The 19760-nt window shown below is 40.2% G+C and carries 16 protein-coding genes; 6 read left to right on the top strand and 10 right to left on the bottom strand.

The genetic code is table 11. The annotated features are described in order from the left end of the window. From B3600_RS21930 to B3600_RS21910, 5 genes are all read right to left on the bottom strand, one after another. Positions 1–990: a lysylphosphatidylglycerol synthase transmembrane domain-containing protein gene (locus B3600_RS21930; protein ID WP_204990742.1), complete on the bottom strand. Its 990-nt coding sequence runs from the start codon at positions 988–990 to the stop codon at positions 1–3. After that, entirely contained in the window at positions 983–1933 is a 951-nt protein-coding gene (locus tag B3600_RS21925; RefSeq protein ID WP_070569641.1) for a CDP-alcohol phosphatidyltransferase family protein, read from the bottom strand. The genes B3600_RS21930 and B3600_RS21925 overlap by 8 nt, the downstream gene beginning before the upstream one ends. Continuing rightward, positions 1914–2798 (bottom strand): hypothetical protein, encoded by an 885-nt coding sequence (locus B3600_RS21920; protein ID WP_231585333.1) that lies wholly within the window; start codon positions 2796–2798, stop codon positions 1914–1916. The genes B3600_RS21925 and B3600_RS21920 overlap by 20 nt, the downstream gene beginning before the upstream one ends. Positions 2799–2811: 13 nt before the next feature. Continuing rightward, positions 2812–3537 carry a nucleotidyltransferase family protein gene (locus B3600_RS21915; RefSeq protein WP_239468707.1) on the bottom strand — a complete coding sequence of 242 codons (726 nt, stop codon included), beginning with the start codon at positions 3535–3537 and terminating at the stop codon, positions 2812–2814. A gap of 167 nt (positions 3538–3704) precedes the next feature. Next, on the bottom strand, positions 3705–5033 hold the full coding sequence (locus B3600_RS21910) for an inositol-3-phosphate synthase (RefSeq protein ID WP_070569637.1): 1329 nt from the start codon (positions 5031–5033) through the stop codon (positions 3705–3707). A gap of 637 nt (positions 5034–5670) precedes the next feature. Here B3600_RS21910 and B3600_RS21905 point away from each other — a divergent pair. Then, on the top strand, positions 5671–7530 hold the full coding sequence (locus tag B3600_RS21905; protein WP_070569635.1) for a CocE/NonD family hydrolase: 1860 nt from the start codon (positions 5671–5673) through the stop codon (positions 7528–7530). 84 nt (positions 7531–7614) lie between these two features. Here the strand turns inward: B3600_RS21905 and B3600_RS21900 are convergent, their stop codons facing one another. Continuing rightward, positions 7615–8826, bottom strand: a complete 1212-nt coding sequence (locus B3600_RS21900; RefSeq protein ID WP_286754393.1) for a CynX/NimT family MFS transporter — start codon at positions 8824–8826, stop codon at positions 7615–7617. Positions 8827–8930: 104 nt separating this feature from the next. On the opposite strand from B3600_RS21900, the gene B3600_RS21895 reads away from it, so the two are divergent. After that, a complete protein-coding gene (locus B3600_RS21895; RefSeq protein WP_286754392.1) occupies positions 8931–9725 on the top strand; it encodes an AraC family transcriptional regulator in 795 nt (264 codons plus the stop codon). 417 nt (positions 9726–10142) lie between these two features. Continuing rightward, a complete protein-coding gene (locus B3600_RS21890; protein WP_070569629.1) occupies positions 10143–11465 on the top strand; it encodes an NYN domain-containing protein in 1323 nt (440 codons plus the stop codon). Between the two features lie 110 nt (positions 11466–11575). Here B3600_RS21890 and B3600_RS21885 read toward each other — a convergent pair whose 3' ends face one another. Further along, the gene (locus B3600_RS21885; protein ID WP_070569625.1) at positions 11576–12241 is read right to left on the bottom strand and encodes a DUF2625 domain-containing protein; all 666 of its coding nucleotides are present in this window, start codon (positions 12239–12241) and stop codon (positions 11576–11578) included. Positions 12242–12442: 201 nt separating this feature from the next. Between B3600_RS21885 and B3600_RS21880 the strand changes: the two genes are divergently transcribed. Continuing rightward, positions 12443–12973 (top strand): YfiT family bacillithiol transferase, encoded by a 531-nt coding sequence (locus B3600_RS21880; RefSeq protein WP_112374430.1) that lies wholly within the window; start codon positions 12443–12445, stop codon positions 12971–12973. Between the two features lie 78 nt (positions 12974–13051). On the opposite strand, the gene B3600_RS21875 is transcribed toward B3600_RS21880, so the two are convergent. Genes B3600_RS21875 through B3600_RS21865 form a run of 3 tightly spaced genes read right to left on the bottom strand, consistent with a single transcriptional unit; the run spans position 13052 to position 18329 of the window. After that, positions 13052–13279 (bottom strand): hypothetical protein, encoded by a 228-nt coding sequence (locus B3600_RS21875; protein ID WP_286754391.1) that lies wholly within the window; start codon positions 13277–13279, stop codon positions 13052–13054. A 3-nt stretch (positions 13280–13282) separates the two neighbouring features. After that, positions 13283–15832, bottom strand: coding sequence for an SEL1-like repeat protein (locus B3600_RS21870; RefSeq protein WP_286754390.1), 2550 nt, complete (start codon positions 15830–15832; stop codon positions 13283–13285). A gap of 16 nt (positions 15833–15848) precedes the next feature. After that, positions 15849–18329: an SEL1-like repeat protein gene (locus B3600_RS21865; RefSeq protein ID WP_286754389.1), complete on the bottom strand. Its 2481-nt coding sequence runs from the start codon at positions 18327–18329 to the stop codon at positions 15849–15851. Positions 18330–18503: 174 nt separating this feature from the next. Between B3600_RS21865 and B3600_RS21860 the strand changes: the two genes are divergently transcribed. Further along, on the top strand, positions 18504–19061 hold the full coding sequence (locus B3600_RS21860) for a hypothetical protein (RefSeq protein WP_286754388.1): 558 nt from the start codon (positions 18504–18506) through the stop codon (positions 19059–19061). A gap of 60 nt (positions 19062–19121) precedes the next feature. Next, the gene (locus tag B3600_RS21855) at positions 19122–19682 is read left to right on the top strand and encodes a hypothetical protein (RefSeq protein ID WP_201639417.1); all 561 of its coding nucleotides are present in this window, start codon (positions 19122–19124) and stop codon (positions 19680–19682) included. The last annotated feature ends 78 nt before the right edge of the window (positions 19683–19760 follow it).

The raw sequence follows: 19760 nt of genomic DNA, 5'->3' as shown, positions 1-19760 counted from the left end.
TTATTTCTTTTTTACTAAACTCATCCACCCCAAACCGATCATAATCCACACAATTTCCCTAATTCGTGTCACAACACCCATAAAAATACCGACTTTCGCAGGCAATCCTATACTCATTACGGCCATTGCCAATCCACCTTCCCGGGTTCCCAACTGCATTGGAAAGAAAAAAACAAGATTGGCAAATAGGGAAGATCCTGAGCTAATGATCATAGCATCAATAAAATCAATATTGATATCTAAAGCCAAACCAATAAAATAAATCTCAAAACAGCCTACAACGCGTGCTACAAATTCCCAAAAAAGCGCCGTATAGAAACGATCACGACGATTTTGAAAGAGGTTTTTCACCTGTTGATCGACGTCATTCAAAGTTTCATATTTCGTATCCAGTACATCACCCACTTTCTTGCCTACCAAAGGCAGTTTAGACAAGGCTTTCAATAGTGAAACGGTAATTCCCTTCTTATAAAATTTTGTAAATAGCCAAGTACAGATGATAGCCATTACAAAAATCGCAGCACAGGCCACATTGACCATCGTGCTAGCAGGCACAAACCAAAGAATTAGAAAAACAGAAGCGACCCAAAATAAAATATGCGATAGGATGTGCATGACACCGTATAACAGCACAGATGAACCTGCCTTCGAACCACCGACATAGTTTTTAAGCTCCATAATACGATAAGGCTCCCCTCCTAACGCAACAAATGGTGTTATATAATTGATGGCATACCCCGATATTGTCAATTGTAAGACCTTCCAAAAAGGGACGTTTGTCTGTGGCAATTCCGGTTCCTGAATAATTGCCTTAAATGCCATAGCATTCATCCAGTAGAGTACTGCCCAGCTACCAAGTACAGGCAGAAACCACCAGCCAATATTTTCAAGGTTGTTCCAAATCTCATCAATTCCCATTGCATGAATCATATAGGCCAGTGTACCTATACCGATCAGCATAAAGAGCACTTTATAGATTTTGCTACCCATAGGTTGGATCATTTGTTAATTTATCAACAAAATAGCCACTTACCTTTTCTTGTCGGTTACACATATAGATCAATATCGGATTTAGGACAAACATGTCAAAGAAAAAGTAAATCCAAGGTTGGCCGATAAACAACCAAACAAATAGGAAAATCACCCTTGTATTGAACTGTACAATATTTGTATACTTCATCAATGGTTTATTTTGAGTTCTAAAGTCGACCATTAATTGTTTTGGCAATTCGTCTTTATAGCGACTTTTCACTAGGCGCAGTAGCTTTTGCAGTTTTGGCGAAAGCTTTTCCTGGTTTCGTGTATAGCCCATATAGCCATTTAACACAAATTTGCTGAAAAAATTCTTGCGCCAGGACAAGGCATCGTAGTCAACTTTCAAATCACGTGTATTGTCCAGCTCACTTCCAGCTTTACCTTTAATAAAATACAAATGCACGTTACGATAATAATCAGCCATTGCTGACTGAAGCATATGCGATACACCTGCAAGCACACAAAATACCCATAGCCATTGTGGCCACCCCTCGTTAATACTGCGTAAACAGATCGCAATATGAATAGAAGCAAACCAAAAATCGCCAGCAAAACCATCCAAGATACGACCAAAGCGACTTTTATTGTCCGTCATTCTGGCCAGCTGTCCATCGGCACTATCTAGAGAATTGGCAAAAACCAATAAAAGCATGCCGATCACATTAATCCATAACGCCGGGTAATAGAATAAAATACCCGCCGCAACGCCAAAGAAAATACTAATAATGGTTACAGCGTTGGGTGTAATACCAATTTTTGCACAGACTTGCGCAATGCGATAACCTATAGGTCGATAAAACCAAATATCAATTCGTTCCTCGGTATCATTAGATTTTAAAGATTGTTCGAATGCACTCAAATTATCTTCTTCGATTACATTAACTTGTTCTTTCTGCATTGTGGTTCTTTTCAGTAAATTTATGGTAAACCATTTGAGCAATGGCCTCTGCAGCCTCTGCCCGACAAGGCGCAAAACTTGGCCAGTCATTTAAGTCAATAATATGGAAGTCTCCATTTGCATCAATAATCACGTCGCCGCCGTAGATATGTACATCCAGGACTTCTGCCGCACGATTGGCGACTTCTTTTAGCTTGTCGAGATCAAAAGGAAAGTGTACGACCTCATCATTAATTTGTTCATACAAATCATATTTGTGATGATTGTGTTCATAGGGGTAAAAATAAAAAAAGAAATCCGTTCCCCGCACCGCATAAAATTTTAGTAGGTCTCCGGCAAGATGTTCAGAAATCACCGCCTCTTTAATCCCGCGGAGCGCATATTCATTCAAGATATGTTGCGCTTCTTTCAGACTAGCGGCAAAAGTAACATCTTCTTTATGAATGGCGTGAAAGTCGCCACGTTTGATCCACACACCCTTTCCTTTCAGTTTCTCAAAAATAGATTGAATATCGGCAACCGTAGAGATCACGATACTTTTCGGATAAGGAACTCCACCTTCCAAAAGCTTAAGGGTCATATTTTTCCGAAAGCAATTTTCAATTCCAAATCCAGAATTCAAAACATTGACCCCATTATTTTGAAGAGATTGCAACTTTTTCACTAAAGTCTTTGTTCTCCCCATAGTCAGAATATTATCCTGCTTCACGGATGCTGAAGACAAAAATTCATCCTCGTTACAAAGCTCTACCGAGGCACCTTTTTCAGTCAGTTTTAAAACTACTTCATTGAATATGGCGGCATCATTCCCCACATGGTTGGGTGAAAAGCGATTTTTTCGAGTTACGCCTAAAATAGAAATCATATCGCTCATTTTACTAACTAACCTCCTCACTCAAAAATTGTTCTGCGACAACACGATCTTTTAAATGATCAATATCGACCACCTTTTCAAATACAAATGCTTCTACTTGTAAATCGTTTTCCAATAGAGCACGCTGAAAATTACGCATTCTGGAATTACCTGCTTCAACAGAGCTCAACGCACAGTCCATCGCCGCCTGACGAAAGCAGTAAATTCCCCCAGAAACGTACTTCGTTTTGGCGGTTGCCGTATCCAAAAAAGCTTCCACCCGAAGCTGCGAATTGGTGTTCACATAGAGCGGACTCTCATCGTCAACAAAAGGAGTTACAGCCATAAAAGCATCGGCCTGTTGATGTTGCTGAAATGCTTCTAAATAGGCATGAAATTCATGTGGCCTAAAAACCGTATCTGTTGTGGTCAGACAACAGGACGACCAATCGGGGTTGTTTTTGACAAGCAAGGCAAAACTATGCAATGAACTTGCAGTATCTTCCTCTATAAGCACAATAGGTAATTCAAACGTCGTTTTTTCCAAAAACAATTTCAGCTCCGGAGATTGTTTATTGATAATAACATGAACTCGTTGCGCTCCTTCTTTAACAAACACGCGAATCAATCGTTCAATTAATGGAACTCCATGTAATGGTAGCAAGGGTTTCGGTAAATTGAACCCCTCTTTTCGCAATCGAGAACCTTCTCCCGCTGCTATAATTGCAAATTCCATTTCTTCTAATTGCAAAATAAAATCATTTATAAAAAAGCAAAACCCCCGTCACTATCTCAGCGTTCGTAAGCGCAAAAGTCTACAGAGGGTTATATCACAAATCTTCAATACCGTAAAGATGTTGAAGAAAAAGGGGAAAAACTGTTTTTAGACAATTGTTTCCCCGCTCTTATTAAGTTAGCTTATTGAATACTATCGACTAGCTCCTGGTAATAATCCAGTCCTAAATGTGTGATTAAATCTTCACCCATAATGTGACGCAATGTATTTTGCAATTTCATCAATTGTTTGAAGATATCGTGTTCAGGAGGCAATCCTGGAGCTGTTTGAGGCGACTTCAAGTAGAATGACAACCACTCTTGAATACCCGACATGCCTGCACGTTGCGCCAAGTCAATAAACAAAGCCAAATCCAAGGCAACCGGTGCTGCTAAAATTGAATCGCGGCATAAGAAATTGATTTTAATCTGCATTTTGTAGCCCAACCAACCGAAAATATCGATGTTGTCCCAAGATTCTTTATTATCACCGTGTGGAGGATAATAGTTGATACGTACTTTATGGTAAAGGTCACCGTATAACTCAGGGTTCTTTTTCGCATCTAGAATTTCTTCCAATACCGATAATTTAGACACTTCTTTTGTTTTGAAATTTTCAGGATCATCCAATACTAATCCGTCACGGTTACCTAAGATATTCGTCGAAAACCAACCTTCAACACCCAAAGCTCTCGCTTGAAGACCAGGTGCCACAATTGTTTTCATCAATGTTTGACCTGTTTTAAAATCTTTACCTGCAATTGCTACACCATTTTCATGCGCCAACTCAACAATCGCTGGAACGTCACATGTTAAATTTGGTGCACCATTGACATACGGAGCGCCCTCTTTCAATGCCGCATAACAATAGATCATACTCGGTGGAATACGTTGATCATCATTATCTAACGCTTCCTCTAATTTAGCTAAGGTTGAAAAAGCTTCGTTTGTCTCAATATAACGCTCAGTAGATCCACACCATACCAAGACAATACGGTCTAATCCGTTTTTCTCTTTGAATTCACGAATATCACGTTGTACAGCATCTGCCAATTCACGGCGAGTTTTTTCAGATTTGATGTGCGTTCCGTCCAAATTTTTCACAAAATTACGGTCAAACACAGCTTTCATCGGTTGGATAGCCTCCAATTCAGCCTTAACAGCATCCAATTGACCTTGCTCCAATACCTGTGCTTTTGATGCAGCCTCATATACGTTATCTTCGTATACGTCCCAGCCACCAAAAACAACATCTTCCAGTTTTGCTAAAGGGACGAAATCTTTAATTAATGGATTTCTGTTCTCAGTGCGTTTACCCAGACGGATTCTGCTCAATTGAGAAACAGATCCGATTGGTTTTGAAAAACCTTTGTTTATAGATGCCACACCAGCGATTAATGTTGTAGCCACAGCACCTAATCCCGGAATAAGAATACCCAATTTTCCATTGGCATCTTTCACTTGTTGTCCCATATTAATTCTATATACTTAAATTGTTATTTAATTGATGTATTATGATAAAATAATTCTTAAAATTAGCTTAAAAAAACATATTTCATACCACCCCGCACTTAATTTATAAAATCGTGACAAATAGCGATACGAAGCCTATTCGAAACCTTAAGAAATAATCCGAAAATGAATTATTATTTAGTATTCTACTAGTCCATCTAACTGGAATTTAACGTTTTTAGCTAAAGTTGTTAACCCAAAAAACAATTGTCCTTAATTTTACTCAATATATCAAGATTCGAAAACTAATCCAAATTCAATCCAAAAAAAGTTTTTCTTTCTTAAAAATTGGTCAATTTTTCTTTTTCTATTTCCCATAAATATGACAATAAAATTGGAAAATGGTTTTAGTAGCACTAACTTTAGCCTAAAATCTAAATACAGGCAATGAGTCTATCGTTCAATTTATAAACCAACAGCATTTGACCTGCGCATTGTTATTGGATAAATGCTCTGCCAATCGGTAGCGCGATGACAAATTTAACGGTATCCCCTATAGCCTAAGGTGCATAAGAATATCCATAACATTGCAACGAACGAAACCAAGTGTAAAGTAGAGTTTTACACCAAAGAATGTACTGAACAAATAATTATCTGAATGAAAAATACAATTTCGTGCCTAACTTTGGCGCTTTTAAGCGCAAGCCAGTTACATGCTCAAACCGCTGCCGACTCGGCTTATGTTAGAGATCATTATGAAAAGACCGAAGTAGCAATCCCCATGCGAGATGGGAAAAAATTATTTACTGCGATCTACAGTCCAAAAGACAAATCGAAGAAATATCCAGTTTTGCTCAATAGAACGCCCTACACGGTTTCTCCTTATGGACAAAACGAATACAAAAAAAGCCTGGGCAACTTTCCGACGATGATGCGTGAAGGCTATATTTTCGTCTACCAAGATGTGCGGGGCAAGTGGATGAGCGAAGGTGAATTTGAAGATGTACGTCCGACCACCTACAGCAAAGACAAAAAAGCCATCGATGAAAGTACAGATACCTATGATGCGCTTGAATGGCTACAGAAAAATCTCAAAAACTATAATGGCAAAGCCGGACTCTATGGGATCTCCTATCCAGGCTTCTATTCTACCGTTGGATTGGTCAAAACGCACCCGAGCTTGAAAGCGGTCTCCCCACAAGCTCCGGTAACAGACTGGTATATCGGCGATGACTTCCACCATAATGGCGTACTGTTTCTTCAGGATGCATTCACCTTCATGTCAACCTTTGGTGTCCCGCGTCCAAAACCCATCACCCCAGATCAATTCAAGAGCAAAATTCAGATCAAAGAAGCCGATAAATACAACTTCTTTTTAGAAGCCGGAACAGCACGGGAACTGAAGGAAAAGTATTTTGGTGACTCCGTACAGTTTTGGAATGACCTGTTTAAACATCCCGACTATGATGATTTTTGGAAGTCGCGTGTGATCACCAATTCTTTACAGGAGGTAAAACCAGCGGTGATGGTCGTCGGTGGTTTCTTTGACGCGGAAGATGCTTATGGAACATTTAAGACCTATCAATCGATTGAGGATAAAAGCAAAAAAAACAACTCGATTTTAGTCGCGGGACCTTGGTATCATGGCGGCTGGGTTCGTGCAGAGGGAAACTATTTAGGTGATATCCAATTTGAGAAAAAAACCAGCGTTACCTATCAGGAACAATTTGAACAGCCTTTTTTCAAATATTATCTAAAAGATGAAGGGAACTTCGCACCATCGGAAGCGAACATTTTTGTCTCTGGAAGCAATGAATGGAAACATTTCGAACAATGGCCACCCAAAAATGTAGAAACAAAAAAACTATACTTCCAACCTCAGGGGAAACTTGGATTTGACAAAGTTCAACGTACAGATTCTTGGGATGAATATGTCACTGACCCCAATAAACCGGTTCCGCACCAGGGTGGGCTAATCCAAAACCGAACGCGGGAGTATATGGTAGATGATCAGCGTTTCGCCGCTAGTCGCCCTGATGTCATGGTTTATCAAACGGAACCGTTGACAGAAGACCTGACTATAGTTGGCCCCATCAAAAATTTTCTTAAGGTTTCTTCAACAGGTACAGATGCAGATTATGTTGTCAAACTGATTGATGTTTACCCGAACGATGCAGCAAGTTATCAAGGAAAAACAATGGCTGGATACCAGATGATGGTACGTGGTGAGATCATGGCCGGGAAATACCGAAATGGTTTTGAAAAAGCGCAGGCCCTGACTCCAGGAATGGTCGAAAAGGTGAATTTTGAAATGCCAGATGTTGCGCATACGTTCAAAAAAGGACATCGCATTATGGTTCAGGTGCAAAACTCCTGGTTTCCGCTGGCAGAACGAAATCCACAGGTGTTTTTAGCACCTTATACAGCTACCAAAGCCGATTTCCGTAAAGCCACACAACGTATTTTTCACGATGTGAACAATGCCACTTACATCGAATTTTCTGTCCTCAAAGATTAACAGTTAAATTTGAATAATAGCGTTTAAGAGCGAATTGAATAAGGCTACATCAGCTAAACAGCTGTGCCTGATGTAGCCTTATCTTTAATCTTCCGCTACATACTTATCTTCCCCGGCCTTCCATCCTGCAAACAATAAAAGTACGATACTGCCCGCTAAAAAATAGAAGGAGTAATTCCAGGTAGCATCTATTTCGTGCAGCTTACCGAATACCGGCGGGCCAAAAGCTGCAATCAGATAACCAACAGACTGGGCCATGCCCGATATTTTAATCGCATTCGCCGTTGACCTCGCCCGCAGGGTAAAGAAAAGAATAGACAAACTGAAAGAAAGTCCATTGGAGAGTCCCAACAATATGGCGGCAACATAAATTCCCTGAAGTTTGTAATGCCAAAATATAAAGATACTTCCAAACATGCCTATCGCAACAGCCGCTGCCATTAGACGCTGATCCTTCATCCGATGTGCCAAAATAGGCCCAATAAACATTATGGGAATCATGGCAATTTGGATCAAAAAAAGCAACCAGCCCGTATCCTCCGCTGGCATACCATAATCGACCAATACTTTAGGTAACCAAGAAATCAAACTGTAGTAAATTAAGGACTGAATACCCATAAATAAGCTGATATACCAAGCTAATCTTGACCTAAAGATATGTCCGATTCCACTTGTCGCCGGTCTATTTTCAGTGATACCCTGTGATTTCTTTCGGCTTAAAGCATCAAAGGAAACAACGATAAGGGATAACAAGGCTAAAATCACCCAAACCCCCAAGGAACCCTGCCACCCGAGACCAGTCCATTCGCCCAATCGTAAACTAAACCCCGAAGCAAAAGCTGCGGTCAGATTCATTGCTACGGCAAAAATGCCTGTCATCAGTCCAATCTGCTTTGGAAAATTTGTTTTTATATAACCGGGCGTAACGACATTGCCCACACAGATCCCAAGTCCGATTAAAAAAGACCCCACAAACAGCGTTGGCATATTGCCCCAAACCCGAAGCACAATTCCTACACTCAACGCCATTAAACCGAGTAATAAAAAACGGTGCATGCCCAGTTTATGTGAATATCGGCTCACTGCTACAGAACAGCTCGCAAACATAAAAAGAGGTATTGCCGTCAATAGACTGCTTTGAAAACTATTTAATTGCAAATCTTCACTGATTTTCCCCAGTACAGGGCCAACGGCTGTGATTGGCGACCGCAGATTGGTTGAGACTAAAACAACAACCAATATGGGTAACCAGGTCCAAGACACAGCTGCGGATATTTTTATATTTTCTTTCATCATAAAACCACACTATATATGTAAACCAAGCTATACACGTAATGAATGCTTGCAAAGGTATGTATGGAATTTTAATTAAATTTGCCATTAATTTAATTTAAAACGACATGGATCAGACAAATCATACGTTGATAATTGAAGGCATCCAGAAATCAACCTATGTCTGGTTTGAAGAAAACTGGATACACGACGACGAGTTACACAGTCATCGGAAAGGTCAATTGATTTATGTTGAGCAGGGTTTTCAATACCTTACCGTTGCAGGAAAAATGTACCTACTCCCCCAAAATCACGTTGCTTGGATTCCTTCAGGTGCATTACATAAGACCAACTCCCACTCGGAACGCATTAAGCTTATGGTCCTTTTTTTTGATCCCCCACAATTTGATAGCTCACAAGAGCATTTGTTTTTCAATCAGGTACAGCTATTTTCGGCGCCTAAAGTATTACGGGAAATGATTTTATATACCGAAAAATGGTCAAAATTGAGAGAAGAAAATGAACAGGAAAGAGTTTTCCTCGGTGCTTTACTCCATGAACTCCCCTATTTCTGCTCACAATTACTCCGCTTAGAAATTACCCTTCCGCATGAAAGCAGGCTTCAAACGGTCTTAAATCACCTACATGACCATTACACAGAAGCCATCACGTTAGACGAGATTGCCATGCTGTCCAATCTTTCGCTCCGAACTATTGAACGCCTTTTTAAAAAAGAAACCGGAATGACGCTTGCAAAATATCAGCAGCTCCTTCGCATTATCAAGAGTTTGGAGCTTCTGAGCACAAAACAATTCACCATCTCTCAAATTGCGTATAAAGTCGGTTATAAAAGCGTCCAAGCATTTACCAATAGCTTTTATGCGGTGATGAAATATAGACCTTCGCACTTCATGATGGACTAGTTTTGGCGTAGTTACTGGCGGTTTGTAGCTGAACAGCTACAAAATTTAGGACGTTTAAAAAAAATAGTAACGAATATTTGCACAGGTGTAATATTTACACTATCTTTGTATCATCATAATTTAGGTTTATAATTGGTTATTTAAGGTTTTCATTCTCCCCGTTTGAAAACCTTTTTTTATTTATTTTCACCGTCCCTCAAATCATTTCGCTACTCCGCAAACGTAATAATTTCCCTTTTAGACCCAAACAAAAGCAGCTGATCGCATGTTCTCAAAAAATAGCGTTCAAATTAATTCTCAAAAAATTCAAGATATTCTTTAACAATACTGTATTTTTAACGAATATATTCGGATGAGAAAGGTCACGCGAATAGAAAAGAGTTCAAATATTATATTGAAAAAATAATCTAAACATATATGGCAGAACATGGGGATTTGCAAATCGCAATACTAATCGATGCGGACAATGTATCTTATCGAAAGATCGAAGAGATTTTGAATGAAGTCAAAAGATATGGAATTCCGACCATCAAACGCATCTACGGAGACTGGACCAACCCATATGTTGAAAAATGGAAGGATAAACTCCTTACCCATGCAATTACCCCCATACAACAATACAGTTATACACAAGGCAAAAATTCTACTGACTCGGCATTAATTATTGATGCCATGGATATTCTGCATTCAGACCGAGTTGATGGGTTTTGTATTGTATCCAGCGACAGCGATTTCACCCGACTGGCTACACGTCTTCGAGAATCCGGTAAACTGGTCATCGGTATCGGCGAGAAAAAGACCCCCAAACCCTTTATTGCCTCCTGCGACAAGTTCATCTACGTCGAAATTTTTGAGAAAAATCAAAAGAAAGAAACGGTCGCAAAGAAAAAGCAACAAAATCAGCCCAAACCTGCTCCCGTTGACAATCCAACAAGTATTGCCGTATTGGACGAGGAGACTTTGGAACTTTTAAAGGACACGGTGGATGATACTGCAGATGAAAATGGCTGGGCATTCCTGGGTGAGATCGGAAGTCTTTTCAACAAAAGAAAGCCTGATTTTGATGCGCGCAACTATGGATACGACAAGATGTCTCATCTTTTCAAAGCTTACAAAGAAGATTTTGAAATTGAGGAACGAAACACCGACAAATCGCGCATAAAACACTATTACATCCGTAATATTATTAAACGGCCTTTAGCAATGGCCAGCCCAGCTACAGCAGTGGACACCGAGCACAAAACTCCTGCTACTCCTACTCCTTCCGTACCCTCTACAGAAACTACGGAAAAAACTGCAAATCAAAACACCAGAAAGAAAGGGCGGCAAGATAAGAAACGTCAGGATAAAACAAACTCTGAGCCGATACAAAACGAGGCTCCAAAAGTTCAGGAAATTCAGGAACAAAAAACAGAAACGCCCCCCCCTACAGCTGACACTCCGCCCACGAACATGTTGTTTCCTTCTGAAGGTAACAAGATCACTACAGATGACGTAAAAAAATCGCAAATACGGATCACGAAAGAATTTAAACCCCTATTCCCAACCAAATCCCAAAAATTAAGGATTATGATCAACGCTGGAGAATATGAATGTAATTTTACCTATCGCGGCAGAGGGTTTCATGTGCTTAAATTAGGAAAAGATGCGGCGACCAAACTTGGCCTTTCCGAGGGGATACAAATACAAATAGTCAGACTGAACGAAGTTAGCTTTAGCCTTCAAAATAAATCAGTTTAATATCATTCAGCGGAATTATCTTCTGTATCATACGATAATAGGACAACAATACATTGTCCTATTATCGTATTAAAGCCTTATGCAGGAGGTTTGTCGTATTGAAATAACAACTAGCGTCCACCAGCAAATTCCATCGTAAAATGGTAGTTCTCATCGATGGCCATTGGCTTACGATCCACTTTACGAAAATCGCGTGCTTCTTCAGTCCACAGGAAAGGGTAAAATGAAAAAACTTGATTGCCGCTCAGGAGTTTGACCTCTTCGCTCCAGTCTTTCCATTTAAATGTTTCGTAAAACTGTCTAATATCCCCTTTCAATGCCCAAAAAACAAAATCTGAATAACCACATTCCAAACTTTCCCATTGTAAGGTATCTTGTGCGAAATAATAGACCTGTCCAATAGCATCTCCCAGCGCACCGGCATTAATAGCGAAATAACCACCTAGAACATCGTCTGCAATCAGCAAAAAACCACCTTTTTCGCCTTCCTTGTCAAAACTTTTCCCTTTATTCCACTCCATAATCCCTCGGTCCAACTGCGACGAGCCAGAGCCTAAAATACGTAACCAGCCCCCATCGATTAAAATACCACCAGTTTGATGAATAATGGCTCCCATAGGCGATTTTGTGGTAATTTGGGCCCTTAAAAGTTCCTCATCAGCCCGCTTAGGGTTTCGAGGAAGCACTTCATAAGCATTCGTCGCTTCTTTCATCCAACTTTCTACCAACTTCCATCCTGAATTACTTGTATCAATCAGTTCTTTTAGACTTTTCATTTCCTATGTGTTTTATGCAGCGACCAGCTAGTCTACCGTTCGAATTCGAACGGCATCCAGCTATTCATTGTGCCGAAATTACCATAATTCTTTATCGCATCCAAATTACAGCAGACCCAAGAGCAAATCGAAGAAAATATTCTTCGAAAACATACACCTAAAGATTAGGAACCTTGTGTCTATTTTAACTAATTTTAGGTTATGCAACATGAATTAGAAAAACTCAGATACCCTATAGGTCGCTTTGCGATACCCGATGTCATCGACAAATCCCTGTTGAATGACTGGATCAAAACAATTGCCGACTTTCCGGCCCGGTTAAAATCCGAAGTCGGCGATCTAACAGACGACGTACTGGAAAAACGCTACCGTCCCGAAGGCTGGACGATTCGTCAGGTCGTTCATCACTGCGCCGACAGCCACATGAACAGCTTTGTCCGTTTTAAATTAGCCCTCACAGAAGAAGACCCAACCATCAAATTATATGAGGAGAAATTGTGGGCCGAGCTTCCCGACGCAAAAAATATTCCAATAGAAAGCTCGATCAAATTGCTCGAAGGTCTACATGAACGCTGGGTTATTTTGTTGAAAAGCCTGACTGGCGAACAGCTTGAAAGAGGTTTTATTCATCCTGCGACCAAAAGGTTGATTTCTTTAAAGATCAATATTGGCCTCTATGCCTGGCATTGCAATCACCACCTGATGCACATAGTCAACGCTAAAAACCATTGATGGGCATCACATATCGCAATGATCATTTCACTTACAGTCAATAGATCATTGCGATAAATTTATTTTATTGCCGTCACCTTACGATAATGACATCGCCCATATAAAGGCCAGCAATCCGGCGGCAACCAGTCCAATAACACCCGATACCACAAAGGATAGGAAATAATATCCTACCGTCCGTGTTTGCTTCTTTAAACGATGAACAATGCCTGCAGACAACGTATAAAGTGTTCCAAATCCAAAAAAAACAATCAGGATCAAGTCGATCAGAATGCCACTAAAATCTATATTTGCTGATGATAACATAATTTACTTTTTCTTTTTAAACAGTTTGCCAAAAAAGGACGAGCTAGCACCTGAGTCTTCAGACTGATTATCCCATTGCAATAAATCCAGTTCGATATCCAGTTCATTGTTTTTTGCAAAATCAAGCCAATGGACATATTTTTCCTGATTTCTAAATGTAGGATCATTCTTGTAATAATCCAATAAGCGAGCAGTGGCACTTTCGTAAACACCATAGTCGTTGGCTCGTTCAAAATAGTGGATCGCCTTTTTACTGTCCTTTTTAAATTTAAGTCCCTGATCATAGAGTAATCCATAATAAATATTGGAATAACTATTTTCTTTATCCCTTTTCAAATAAACCAATAGACGATCGTAATCCTCCAAACTGTAATAGATAGAAGCTATATTGCTATTGTTCTCAACTAATTTTAATTCAGCTTTCTGATAATAGCTGAGGGCTTTTTCCAGATCTTCTTCGACATAGGTTCCACTTGAATAAAAGTAGCCTAAATTGGACAAAGCATAGCCATTACCCAACTCTGCTCCTTTCATGTAGGCATTAAATGACTTTTCCAGGTCCTTTTTATAGCCGATGCCATACTGAAAGAGGTAGCCAATTGCATTCCATGCAGCGGAATAATCTTTTTGGGCCGCTTGTTCATAATATTGAATTCCTTTGTCCAAATCTAAAAAAGGATTGTCTTCGCTATCAGTATCCGTATAGATATTCCCCAATTCATGCATGCTGCTTTCATTATTCTGGTCAGCAGAAAAGGTAAAATAGCGTATCGCCATTTCGACATCGCCTTGTCGGCAACAGTCCAAGGCCATATGATATAGCGTATAACCATCATAACTGGATTCAAAATTATCGCCCTTCGCAGCCTTCCACCCTTCAAAAAAACGATTACATATTTCAAAATCTTCCCCAGACAATTGATCCAGCTTCTTCAGAAACTGACCATATTGATCTTCCTGAATTACTTCCACACCATCGTAGCCCTTTTTATACAACAGGTCACCTTGCAATAACATCAGATCCTGATAGTGATTAACGCTTGCACAAACATAATCGTAGGCGGAACTGAGTATCCTTTCCACTGCGTCAAAATAGTAATATCTTCCCGCATGGTCTTTCAGAATAAAATAATCCATCACAGCAGCATATACAATTTTCACATAGTGCGTTGAGAGCGGGACCAGCCACACCTTTTCTGCAGCCTGATAAATTCCTCTCCCGATTGCTGTTTCGATAATATAGCAATCCCAGGCGCCATTACCAAAATCAGTCCCCCCTTGAATGGACCGAATTGCCAAATCTTGCAGTACAAAGGCGCGGGCTTCCAGGTCATACAAACGGATGCCGCCGGAATCAGCAAAAAATACTGCGCTTCGGCCATTTCCAGCATTGAGTACAGCAACATCTTTGACCAAGATAGTTCCATCGGGAGACAAAACTGATTTTTTCTTTTTATTATTCAAATTGACTGCATAAAAATCAAACAGTAATTCGCTCAGTGCACTACTGGCAAAAGCGCCAAGCAAAATACCGCTATTGGAATAATAATGACGCAGTTTATTTCCCCCAATCTCTTGATAGATAAATCCATCATAATCAATTTCAAACGGTTTGTCCGCACCGGCAGCATTGAACAGCTGGCCTTGAGCATCGATGATATAATATTGCTGATCTTTCTTCCCCTGATAATAACCGTAAGCAAAATCTTCGAGTTCATCATATTCAAGTGGTATGATTATTTCTCCGTTCCCGACGTTGACTAATCCATATTTTTTAGCTAAGCTCACCTTACCAACCGTTGATCCGGTTCCATATTGGGCTGGCGCCGCCGATGAATAAACACAGGAAATAGTTTCTTCTCCACCCCTATTCAAATAACCGAACAGCTCATTTTTCTGTATGACTGCGATCCCTTCACACTCAAAATTACCAATTTCCTGATAGCTAGCTTCGACCTTCACCTCCCCTTTTGCATTGCGTATCCCCCAAAGCCCCTGATCTTCAAAAAATTGATTATCCAGACGATCAATCGCGTCTCTATTCCACCAGCCTAAGCCATAGTTGCTCCATTCCAGTTCGAGCATCGCTAAAAAAGAAGTATAACCAGCAGACACCAAAATAAACTCAAGCTCAGCTAAGGATTGTTTTTCGATTGCTTTTTCATAGAGCAAATTCTTCTCAAGGATTTCAATTGCAAAATCTTTGGCCTGTTGGCTATGTTTAACATCGCTCATGTTAAATACATCACTTGCGTTCAGCTGGAAATAATCGAAGGGTAAACCGTCCAAAAAATCGAACAGTTTCCCGATAGCTGCCATGGCCAGCAAATCGGAATTTAACCCATATTCATGAATGAGCAAATCATACAACGCACGAAGCTTTCTGACTCCCGGTTCCTTTTCGGAGTAAACTAAGGTACCTTTTGCTTTCGGATTAGCAGCAAATAGGGGTAAAAAAAGGGGTGGAATCACATAGTTCCATTCTCCTAAATAATGAGGGAAGTAATCTTGATCCTTCTTATCTGTATTGTAAATATATATGCGATGAGCCATTTTCTATGCAATTTCCTTAGTATTGATCAATTTCAACAGCATTTTCTTTAGCAAAATTGAACCAAAATCCGTATTTATCCGCGTCTGAAGCCGCTCCATGCGCTCCATAGAGTTGTAGCAAACGATTAACGGCATAGGCGTACACGCTATTTTCATTGGCTTTTTCATAGTAGCGGATCGCTTTTTGTAAGTTTTGCTTTACACCAAAGCCTTCCTCATAAAGAATCCCATAATAAATAGCAGAAAATTGATTGGTTGTATCCTTTTTCAAATAACGCAATAAGTTCGCATAATCTTGCCCTTGATAGTAGATTTCTGCGATTTGAGCATCATTATAAATCCCCGCTTTCTCTGCTTGTTTAAAATAATCTAGGGCCAAGGCATAATCTTGTTCCACATATTCACCCTCGTAATACCAGTTACCCAGGTTGCTCATGGCCTGCGCTTCACCCAGCGCAGCAGACTTTTGATAGGCCTTTAAGGCTTTGGATACATCAAAAGCTACACCATGGCCTGTGGCATATAAAAATCCCCAATTGTTCCATGCCTGCGCATGATCCTGAGCCATGGCCTTTTCATAAAAAGACTTTCCTTTTTCGATGTCCTTCCCCTCGTAGTCATCATCCGTAAAGATGTTTCCAAGCAGATATTGACAGTCCGCACTACCCCGATCTGCTCCGATGCTGAACAGTCGAATGGCATCTGAAATCTTTCCCTCCGCTTCCAGCTTCTTACCATTTTCCAACAGCGTTTCATTGTCAAAATACTGTTCGTAGCCATCGCCCTTACGCCTGATCCACGCCTGATAGAACTGTACAAAATAGCTTTGATCGCGCCCCCGGAGCTGGTATCGCTCGGAATACAAATAGCCATATGCTGTTTCGGGAATCTCGACAACATTTCGATTTAAATCCAAATTAAACAACTTATCCCCTTTGAATAAAAGCAACAGTTCACCTTCGGCCGCTTCTGGTCTTGGGTAATGAAAAGGCGAACAAATATAATCATACAGCGCACTACGGACGTTAAGCTTCGTATCGAAGCAGTACATACCCTGTGCACAGTGTATGCGCATAAAATCCAAAAAGCAATGTTCGATTTTTTGATAGGCAATAGCAGGTTCAAGTAACCATTCCCCTCGATGAGCATCATAAATCCCCTGTCCTTGGGCACAACCAACGACAAAGATATCTTTACGGTACTGCTGTATATGATCGACTAGAACCTGATCAATCGTTAAATCAGCCAATCGGAATAAGCCCTGTTCAAGCGAATAGATCTGCCATCTTTTATTTTTGAGATACGCAATACTTCGATAGTCGTCCAACACTATAATCCGGTCAATTCCCTCATCCAAAATATTACCATCGGGTTGAATGACGGCAATTTTTGACTGTAGCTTATTGGGTTTAATCCAAAAATAGCGATTGGCTAGCGGCTCCAGGCTACCTTCCAAAAAGGTCCCTAAAAACTGACCATCCATTAGGTAATACTTCCTTTTTATCGTTCCTTTTTGCCGGCTATAGAACAACTTGTTATAGTCAAACATAAACGACTCGGCTGCGGGATCTGAAATAATCAATCGTCCTTCAGCCGAAAGGAGCATGTGGCTATCCCCCTGTCTTGCATTTAAAAAGCCATAGGCGATCCAGTCGAGTTCATCATATAATGCAGGTATGCTCAGCTGTTTGGTATCAATATGCAGTACCCCACGTTTCCCTGCCACTTCCACTTCAGCGTAATTGTTCCCATTGATATGTCGGGCATCAAAGGCCTCCACATATTGACATGGAATTAGTATAGTGCCACTCGTATCAATATAACCAAAAAGGCCATCGCGTTCAACAACAGCGATCCCCTGTGCATTGAATTCGAATATTTCATCGTAAATCGCCTCAACCAAAATATCCCCCTTGGCATTCTTTAATCCCTGCTTTCCTACTGCCTCAAAAACTTCAGGGTCTGGCTCTTTCAGAACGTCTTCTTCCCATAAACCCAATCCATAATCAATCCAATCGGTTTGAAGGGCATCTAAAAAAGAAGTATAACCAGACGCTTTCACAAGCGGGTCCAGCGGATCTAAGGACTGTTCTTCGACAGCTTGTTCAAACAATAAGGCTTGCATTTTAATTTCTTCCACCCAATCTTTGGCTTGCTCCACATCTTTTTCCGCATTCATGGTAAAAACATCGCGTCCATCGATCTGCAAGGTATCAAAAGGTAGCGCTTCCAAAAATTCAAACATGTTGTTGACAGGCTCATAATAGCTTTTTTTATAATGCAATTGATACCTATCAGCCAATAACGCATAAAAATAGCGAAGTCTTGCGATCCCATCTTCCTTGTTGGCATAAAGCTGAGAACCTTTGGAACGGATATTGGCGGAAAATAATGGCCGCATGAGGATGGGAATTTCATAATTCCATTCAGCCAGGTAAGTGGGATATGTTTCTTTGGTCCTGAGATTTACATTATAAATATAAATACGATGTGCCATACTTTATTTCTTCTGTTTTTTGTTGTATCACATTGATCCGTTCCATACGACAAGAATCATGCGAATGCCGTAAAAATACCGTATTTATCGATTTTTTCGATTAGCGGAAAACAGGGATTTTTTTCTCCCCCTATTTTCGGCAACTTTGGATTGGATTTTGTAACAGAAAGAACAATGAATCATTTCAAATACAGTTATTATAGCAGTGCATTAGCACTCCTCGCGTTACAAATCGCTTGTCAGGAAAAACCAAAACAAGCTGAAGCACCTGTAAGTTCAAGCAAAGCCATGGAAAAAGCTGCCGAGGATACTGCCCCAAAAAAAAGTATCTCGTTAAAAACTTCCAAACTGGATAGCAACGACCAAGCAAATGCACAAAGCGTACTGGAATCTGACGAAATCACCAAAGCTTATGTAAACTTAAGTGCTCGAGACAGTATGATCCGCTTACATGCCAATATACGTATCGATCATCGCTTCTTTGGATACGAAGAGGCAGATAAACAGGCTACGAAGTTGCTTTTGTTTTCCATCTTTACAAATGATGTGGAACACAATCCATTTCAACTCAAATTGGGTGCATACTATGATACCTCCGACTTAGAAAGTAAAGGTTTTAAACTAAAATATGCTGGCCTAAAGGGCGACTTTGTAGCAGCGAAAATCATAGACGCCACCGATACACCGGTAGGCACCGTCTACTTCGAAAGAAAATGGGTTGAGATTGAATAACAAAAACCGTTTCTCAATCTATATGTTTATGAGTAACAACAATAATTGCGAAAAATAACGATGAAGGTAATCTTAAAGACTATGTTTCTGTCCTGCATGGTATTGTTTTTCAGCTGCCAGCAAAAGAATGGAGCCAAAAAATCAGCTGCCGCATTCAGCAGCACCGCCAGCATAGACTCCATAAAGAAACAAAAAGAGCTAACATCCATATCCGATGATAACCTTTCGCTCTTTAAACAGCTGTATCCTATTGCTATTCTTCGACCGGAAAGCAACGATAGTTTTAAGAAGTATGGCATCGAATTCTCAGGAATATGTTATGCATGCGATCTTGCAGAAATCAAAATGAATAAAAAACAACTGCTTTTGGTCAATGTCTGTGATTCCAATGAAATCTATCAAATCAAAGATTTCACCTATAATTTTCGTGACAGCGGCCTCACGATTAAGACTAAAAATAATGAGTTTTACTTCAAGAAAATAGAGAAAGAGCCCATTTTCGAATTAAAAATTAAGGGGGATTCTCTTTTGTTAAAAAATAAACGTGTCGCAAAATACTACACGCAGAAAGCTTTAGTCGATCAGTTCGAAGTCCATGATTGTGGTGATTTTCAGGGTTAGCCCAAACGCGACTCAGCTTGAATTAGTGCATTAAGACAGCGCTGCACCGGACATTAACGTAAGATCTTAAAAAGACCA

Source organism: Sphingobacterium sp. UBA2480, assembly GCF_002341965.1.
Lineage (GTDB): Bacteria > Bacteroidota > Bacteroidia > Sphingobacteriales > Sphingobacteriaceae > Sphingobacterium > Sphingobacterium multivorum.
This window is presented reverse-complemented; position numbering and strand designations above follow the sequence as displayed.